We start from the raw sequence: 6648 nt of genomic DNA on the forward strand, positions 1-6648 counted from the left end.
GTATCAACCCCTATCTCATGGATTCCATTTTCCACTTTAGAATACTGCCCTACTGATATGATCTTTCCATCTAAAGTCATTTCTGCTTGCATCAATCCCAATGACTTTCGTAATCTCTTAAGTTCTGCACCGATAGATTTATTTTTCATTTTACCTTTTCTTATAATCATAAAAATTACTAAAACCCTAAATAAAAAAAGTTGAGTAAAAACTACTCAGCTTTTTACTTACCTAAATTAACAAAAGTATTGAAATTCATGTAATGATAATGAACCCGCATATTTTACACTTCAAACGGCGTTCCATCATCTAAAAAGAAAATACCCTCCATAACGCCGACTGGTTCATTTTCCTTTAAATGCATCTGCTTTTGATCTTCAGCATTCGAAGGTTCAACTGTAATATTCAAAAACGCCTTAGTTACGGTCTTGCTTTGTCCATCCTCTAAATAATTAAACAAAAACTTCTGCAAAGTTTCAGGCTTTAATTCCGGCATAATTTTGATCGGCAAATAACCTGTTTCAATCAAAAATGGCTGTTCATCGAGTAAACGCAGGCGCTTGAATTCATAAACAAAAGCATTTTCATTTAAAAATAAGTCTTCCGCAATTTCCTTAGTAGCCTTAATCACTTGAAAATCTAACAGCTTTATTTGCTGCTTTTTACCAGGCACCTTAAAACTATCGGTGATTCCCAAATTCGAGCCGTCATAACGAAACATGGCCTGATTTTTTAAATACAGCGGGTTAATAAACGTGCCACTGCCTCGCTTTTTAAAAACAATTCCTTGCTAGGCCAATAACTCTAGTGCACGCTTCATCGATGAACGACTAACGTCATAATGCTTAGCTAAACTACGCTCATCGGGAATTCGCATCCCATTATATTTATTATTTAAAATATTCTGTTTAATATCCTGCATTACTGTCCGATAAACGTAATCTGCCATTATTCTCTTCCTTGATCAGAATTTTTAATACTATCGATAAACCATTTTGAAAATTGAACTAAATCTACATCTGTCGCAATCTCTGCATTAGCATGCTCTTGATCCATAAAATTAATTACACTTGCACCGTATGTAAATTGACCACGCAATTCAATCTCTACATTAGCCTTTTTTAAGGTAAACATTTCTGGATGAAGCAAAATGCCCACAGCTGTTGGATCATAGATTTTAATACGAGGATCACCATCTGGCTCATGAATGTGTGAAAATAGTGAGTAAAGCATGTTACCGACTTCACCACATTCTTTTACCTTGCTCATTTGGTCTTGAGTTAAATGGGCCTTATTGCCGATTTCAAGTGGGGCAACTTTAATTGGCAAACCGCTGTGGAAAACAACTTGAGCAGCTTCAGGATCCCCTGCAATATTGTATTCTGCAAGTGGACTATGATTGCCGCGGCCGATATTACCACCCATAATCACGATTTGATCAATATTTTCCTTCACTTCAGGATATTGTTTAAAAAGCAAAGCATAGTCAGTCAACGGTCCAATGCCAAGCAAAGTGACTTTTTCAGGACTATTCTTAATTTCTTCAGCCATGACAGTTGCGGCAAGACCAGGCTTAACCAAACTGCGATCTGCTTCTTCAAAATCAAAGCCGGCAATGCCAATCTTGCCGTGTACTGATGCGGCACTAATCATTGGTGCGACTAATGGTTGATTGGCACCCACCACTACAGGAACCTTAGTATGCAAAAACTTTTCTAAATTCAAAGTATTTTGCAAAGTATATTCAAGTTGGACATTTCCCCAGGTTGGAACGATCATTCGAACATCGAGCTCTTTAGCAAAAAAACTGATTGTCATTGCTGCAATATCGTCAATTCCTGGATCTGTACTAATAATTAAAGGTTTTTTGTTCATGAAATTTACCTCTTCTAAACGTATTCATTGCCTTAATGATACAAAAAACCAACCAATAAAAAAAGTGGTTCGATCTAATCTAGATAAAAAAGCCTAGCTTGGCTAGACTTTTTTCATTTACTTTTTAGTTTGTTTCTTAGGTTTAATTCGCTTAATATAGCTTTCTTGATGCTTGCCTAAGATCAATGGTACTCGTTCTACCACAGTATCTGCATACTCTAAACCAAACCAAGAAGCTGGGTTAGAAGATAGATTTTGCAGCCAGACTCTAGCCTCGACCATAAACTTCTCATAACCAGTCAATTTAGTTAATGGACTAATTACATCATTAACAATGACGAAGGAGAAGTCACCTACATCTCTACCAGGAATAGTAGTGAATCTTTGAGGTTGAGCCTCAATAGTACCATCTGCAATCAATTCATGAACAATTTGCCGTAAGTAGACGTTAACGCTAGTTTGCTTTCTAAAACCTAGATAAAGCTGAACGTTGATTACGTTCTTAGTACCGTACGTATTTACTGCATATTCTGCGGTATATGGTTGGTTTGTTACATTGACAGTAACAAACCAATAGGCTTTAGCACGTTTAGGTCTTTTATCCAAAATTGAATAAAGCACCTCACGCTTAATGAACTTATTATACTTAACCTTTGCCATATAAACAACATTAGTGGCATAAACGGGGTAATCTTCGCAGTGGCTTAAATCTGTCAGCATTTCTGTATATTCGTCTAAACGAACGTAAGCATTCTTAGCCTCACGCTTATCACGAATCTTATTTCCATAAAACCAAACATACATGATTGCCAAGATAAAGCCAGCAATTAAAACAGTTACGTAACCGCCGTGTAAGAATTTAGTCAAACTGGAGATTAAGAACATCCCTTCAATAAAAGCAAATGCAATCAAAAAGATCAAGCGTAAGTAAAGTGGTTTGCCTTTTTTACCCAAGTATTCAAACAATAATATTGTAGTCATCAACATAGTGACAGTAATTGCCAAACCATATGCTGCTTCCATGTGGTGTGAAGTTCTGAATAAGAACACAATTGCTACAGTTACCACACAGATCATTTTGTTAATTGATGGAATATAAATTTGTCCTTTTTCAGTTGAAGGATAAATAATATTCATTCTTGGTAAAAACTTTAGACTGCTGGCCTCAGCAACCAAAGTAAACGATCCAGTAATCAATGCCTGGGAAGCAATGATAGCTGCGATCGTAGCCAAGGCAATGGCAAAAAGACGCAAATTGCTAGGAACAACTTCAAAGAATGGATTGAAGTCACCATTACCAGCATGATAGCTAGCATTATGCAAAATCCAAACGCCTTGGCCTAGGTAGTTTAATGAAAGACAAACAAATACATATGGCCAAGAGCCCATAATATTCGCTTTACCTACGTGTCCAACATCCGAATATAACGCTTCAGCACCAGTAGTAGCCAAGAAGACAGAACCCAAAATTAGGATTCCGACTTTATTAGCTGGACTAAACAAAATTCGAATAGCATGAATGGGATTAATCGCTTCCAAAAGACTCCAGTCATGGCTCAAGTTAGCAATGCCAACTACTCCTAAAAAGGTAAACCATACCAGCATAATTGGACCAAATGCTTTACCAATAACGCTGGTTCCCATCCTCTGAATTGAGAATAAAATTACCAAAATGATGATAGTAATCATAATTACAACTTCTTGAGAAGGAACCGGAATCACATCACCAAAGCGCATATTCTTTAACCCTTCAATCGAAGTGGTAACGGTCACTGCTGGTGTCAAAGTACCATCGGCAAGCAGAGCTGCACCACCCATCAGAGCCGGGATGACCAGCCATTGGGCTCTTTTTCTAACTAAAGCATAAAGAGAGAAGATTCCTCCTTCGCCATGATTAGTTGCCTTCAAAGCAATCATGACATATTTAACAGTAGTCAACAAAGTTACTGTCCAAAGAATTAACGAGATTGAACCAACGATCAATTCTCGATTAACGTTGGCAATCCCGCCATTTTCAGTCACAATTGATTTCATTACATATAATGGACTTGTTCCAATATCACCATACACAATACCTATGGCGATCAACAATCCCGCAAAACTCATCTTTTGCTTTTTAGTAATTTTATTCATGCCTAAAAATCCTCTATAAATAAAAAATAGTTAACTTTAACCATTTTTTGCTAAAAATTATTATTTAATTTTATCTTCAATTGTGCCATCGCTATGGGCAATGATTACTTCATCACACATATCAAGGAATAGGCCATGTTCAACTACACCAACGGTGTGGTCAAGATAATCGGCTAAACCATGTGGTGCTGGAACAGGATCGGCAGCCAAATCGATAATGTAATTGCCGTAGTGAGTAATGTAGCGCTTATCGCTATCCATTCGCCATTGAGGTTTCAATCCTTCTTGCTTAAAACGTTTAAAGTTTTGTTCACAAGAAATTGGCAATACTTCAACTGGTAAAGGAAATCCACCTAATCTGTGGACAAGTTTTGATTCATCCACAATCCAGATAATCTTCTTAGAATTAATGGCAACATTCTTTTCAAGGGTTAGGGCACCACCGCCGCCTTTAATTCCGTCTAAGTTGTCCGCAACACGGTCAGAACCATCAACGGTTAAATCAACTTGATCAACATCGGCTAATTCGCTAACTTTAAACCCTAGACCTTCAAGTTGTTTTTTACTTCTATTGCTGGTAGTAACGATTGCCTTTAACTTTAAGCCATCATTATCCTTGCGCTTGCCTAGAGCATCAATAAAGAAAGCGACCGTTGAACCAGTACCCACGCCTAAAATCATGCCAGATTTTACCATGCTAGCTGCTTTTTCAGCGGCTTCTTTTTTCAAGCGATCTTGTTCTGTTTTAGCCATTATTCATTATCCTCCATGGCTTCTTCTACTTCCTTGGCAGTAGGAATTGAAGGTTGAGCACCCAAGCGTTGAACTGCAATTGATGAGGCACGATTAGCAATCTTGGCAGCTGCTTCAAAATTAGATAAGTCTGGCTTTAAGTTGCTTGCTAAATAACCAATAAAGGTATCGCCTGCACCAGTGGTATCAGTTGCTTCAACTTTATAAGCTGGAACTAAGGTTTCAATATCTGCAGATGAAATATATGCACCTTTATCACCGTATGTAATTACTACGTTTTTAACGCCAAGAAGATGCAACTTTTCAGCATTCGTTGCCAAAGTTGAATTGTCCTTTATTTGGATGCCCGTAATTTTGTCACTTTCAGTTTCATTTGGCGTAATAATATCTGTGTATTGCAACAACTCTTTTGGAATCTTATCAATAGCAGGAGCAGGATTTAAAATTGTGATTTTTCCTGCCTTTTTAGCTAACTTGAAAGCCTCAATTGTTACTTCAAGTGGCGTTTCGAATTGGGCAATAACACAGTCAACATCTTTAAACAAATCACTAGCAGCCTGAATGTCTTCAACGGTCAATTCATAGTTAGCACCATGATCGATAATAATATCATTTTGTCCTGCTTCTTTTAATGTAATATAAGCATGACCAGTCTTGCTTCCCATCGTGGTTTGAACATAGGTAGTGTCAACACCATAACTCTTCAATTGATGGGTGATATAACCACCTTCGCTGTCTTCACCGACACGATTAATAAAATAAGTCTCCGCACCACTTTTAGCTGCGGCGATGGCTTGGTTTGCACCTTTACCACCACCAGCAGAAGTTATTTCTGTGGCGTTAATCGTTTCACCTGGTTTTGGAAAGTCCTTTACGTGCAATGTAGTATCTACATTGCTTGAACCAATAACTACAATCTTCTTCATGAGCATCCCTTCTTAGAAATGTATTTAATCATTTCAATTATATCAAAAAAAGCATTCAATCCTACGAATGTTTTTTTGACATTTTAATGTAAAATACCGCCATTGACAAAGCCTTTAAGTCGCTCTGCTTCCCATTTAAGAGTATCGGAATCATCGACTTGTGAGATCTTATAGCCAACAAAATATGGTGAAGCATAAAAACGAGGAATAATCTTGCAGCAAGTGCCTTTGCAATCATTAATCGGATAAAAGAATAAGTTGTATGAATCCACACCGTGTGACAAAACGGAACGCATATATTGCGCACCTTTTTGGATTAAATCTGCCCACGTTTCTAAATTGGTATTATCTTGAGTTAAAATATTTACCTCTTGATAGCCTTGAACTGGATAAGCTGAAAGATTCATTTCTACTGATCCTGATCGTCCAACTTCAAAGCCTTTGAAATTGTCGAGGCCAATATCGCGATAGCCATCTTTATGGTAGAGACCAACAATCTGCATGTGGGGATGCGTCAAAGAACCATCGGATTTAGGACCAAAGTTTTTATACCAGAGCACGCTTTCGTAGCGTCCTGAATTATTCATTTTTTGAAAACATTTCAATCCAAACTTCATTAATTCTTGATTGTCTTCACGGGTATAAGTTGAAATATCGCCTTGATGATCGCTTGATTCAATCAAAATAGTTTGGTCAGTATCCTGCAAAGTTGGATATTTGTTCTTTAGCCAAATCTTGTCCCCATCTTTTTCATAGATATTAGTTAAATGTGCGACATCGCAAAAGGGACAACCAGCATTTTGGTTACCCTGGCGATTGCCGTAATCATAATCATAAGGCTTACGTTTACCGATTGAATATTTATATACTAAAGGATTTTTGTCCATATTTTCCACCTGCTAAAAATATTTACTTACTTTCAATAATTAGAATCATTATATTTCACTGTCAATTATGAACG

Annotated in this window: 5 protein-coding genes and 1 pseudogene; all 6 read right to left on the reverse strand. The window is 37.2% G+C overall.

Features of this window, described 5'->3' with window-relative positions; translation table 11 throughout:
- Positions 1–283: 283 nt before the first annotated feature.
- The 6 genes and pseudogenes from HMPREF0518_RS05165 to HMPREF0518_RS05190 all read right to left on the reverse strand — a co-directional run bounded on the left by HMPREF0518_RS05165 (position 284) and on the right by HMPREF0518_RS05190 (position 6574).
- Positions 284–949, reverse strand: a pseudogene (locus tag HMPREF0518_RS05165) (GntR family transcriptional regulator).
- Positions 949–1875, reverse strand: coding sequence for a nucleoside hydrolase (locus HMPREF0518_RS05170; protein ID WP_003626821.1), 927 nt, complete (start codon positions 1873–1875; stop codon positions 949–951). Before HMPREF0518_RS05170 ends, HMPREF0518_RS05165 begins: the two are co-directional and overlap by 1 nt.
- Before the next feature lie 117 nt (positions 1876–1992).
- Complete coding sequence (locus HMPREF0518_RS05175; RefSeq protein WP_003626822.1) at positions 1993–4008, reverse strand: KUP/HAK/KT family potassium transporter; 2016 nt, start codon at positions 4006–4008, stop codon at positions 1993–1995.
- Between the two features lie 60 nt (positions 4009–4068).
- Positions 4069–4761, reverse strand: a complete 693-nt coding sequence (rpiA, locus tag HMPREF0518_RS05180; RefSeq protein ID WP_003626823.1) for a ribose-5-phosphate isomerase RpiA — start codon at positions 4759–4761, stop codon at positions 4069–4071.
- Positions 4761–5687 carry a ribokinase gene (rbsK, locus tag HMPREF0518_RS05185; RefSeq protein WP_003633198.1) on the reverse strand — a complete coding sequence of 309 codons (927 nt, stop codon included), beginning with the start codon at positions 5685–5687 and terminating at the stop codon, positions 4761–4763. Before rbsK ends, rpiA begins: the two co-directional genes overlap by 1 nt.
- An 83-nt stretch (positions 5688–5770) precedes the next feature.
- Positions 5771–6574 (reverse strand): DUF4931 domain-containing protein, encoded by an 804-nt coding sequence (locus tag HMPREF0518_RS05190; protein WP_003626825.1) that lies wholly within the window; start codon positions 6572–6574, stop codon positions 5771–5773.
- Positions 6575–6648: the final 74 nt, after the last annotated feature.

Origin of the sequence: Lactobacillus helveticus DSM 20075 = CGMCC 1.1877, from assembly GCF_000160855.1 — a bacterium.
Classification (GTDB): domain Bacteria; phylum Bacillota; class Bacilli; order Lactobacillales; family Lactobacillaceae; genus Lactobacillus; species Lactobacillus helveticus.